Here is a 1,448-nt window from a genome sequence, read left to right as displayed (position 1 = left end):
GGTACTGCCACCGGCACGGTGACTGAAGAAACCGCACTGACCACCAGCGGCCAGTTGAGCATTGTGGATCCTGATGCCGGGCAAAACCAGTTTGTGCCCCAGTCACATGCCAGTGCAGCGCACGGAACGTTCACCGTGCAACCGGACGGGTCGTGGAGCTATGCGCTCGACAACCAGCAACCGTCGGTGCAGAGCCTGAAGAGCGGTGACCAGCTCACCGACAGTCTCACTGTCACCTCCATCGACGGCACCACTCATCAGCTCACCGTTACCATCCATGGCACCGACGACAAGGCCCAGATCGGCGGTACTGCCACCGGCACCGTCACCGAAGAAACGGCGCTGACCACCGGCGGCCAGTTGAGCATTGTGGATCCTGATGCCGGGCAAAACCAGTTTGTGCCCCAGTCACACGCCAGTGCTGCGCACGGAACGTTCACCGTGCAGCCGGATGGGTCGTGGAGTTATGCGCTCGACAACCAGCAACCGGCGGTGCAGGGCCTGAAGAGCGGTGATCAGCTCACCGACAGTCTCACCGTCACCTCTGTGGATGGCACCTCCCACAAGCTCACCGTTACCATCCATGGCACCGACGACAAGGCCCAGATCGGCGGTACTGCCACCGGCACGGTGACTGAAGAAACCGCACTGACCACCAGCGGCCAGTTGAGCATTGTGGATCCTGATGCCGGGCAAAACCAGTTTGTCGGGCAATCCGCAGCTCAAGGGGCACATGGCAGCTTCACCGTGCAGCCGGACGGGTCGTGGAGTTATGCGCTCGACAACCAGCAACCGGCGGTGCAGGGCCTGAAGAGCGGCGATCAGCTCACTGACAGTCTCACCGTCACCTCGATTGACGGCACCACTCATCAGCTCACCGTCACCATCAATGGCACCGACGACAAGGCGCAGATCGGCGGTACTGCCACCGGCACGGTGACTGAAGAAACTGCACTGACCACCAGCGGCCAGTTGAGCATTGTGGATCCTGATGCTGGGCAAAATCAGTTTGTGCCCCAGTCACACGCCAGTGCTGCGCACGGAACGTTCACCGTGCAGCCGGATGGGTCGTGGAGTTATGCGCTCGACAACCAGCAACCGGCGGTGCAGGGCCTGAAGAGCGGTGATCAGCTCACCGACAGTCTCACCGTCACCTCTGTGGACGGCACCTCCCACAAGCTCACCATCACCATCAATGGCACCGACGACAAGGCCCAGATCGGCGGTACTGCCACCGGCACGGTGACTGAAGAAACCGCACTGACCACCAGCGGCCAGTTGAGCATTGTGGATCCTGATGCCGGGCAAAACCAGTTTGTGCCCCAGTCACATGCCAGTGCAGCGCACGGAACGTTCACCGTGCAACCGGACGGGTCGTGGAGCTATGCGCTCGACAACCAGCAACCGTCGGTGCAGAGCCTGAAGAGCGGTGACCAGCTCACCGACAG

At 61.5% G+C, this 1,448-nt stretch carries 1 protein-coding gene; it reads left to right on the top strand.

The annotated features are described in order from the left end of the window. A partial coding sequence (locus BMZ51_RS23660; protein ID WP_208979644.1) for a VCBS domain-containing protein occupies positions 1-1,448 on the top strand: 1,448 nt, incomplete at both ends.

Source organism: Pseudovibrio axinellae (assembly GCF_900110875.1).
Classification (GTDB): domain Bacteria; phylum Pseudomonadota; class Alphaproteobacteria; order Rhizobiales; family Stappiaceae; genus Pseudovibrio; species Pseudovibrio axinellae.
Note: the sequence above shows the minus strand (reverse complement) of the source record. Positions and strands in the feature narration are given on the sequence as shown.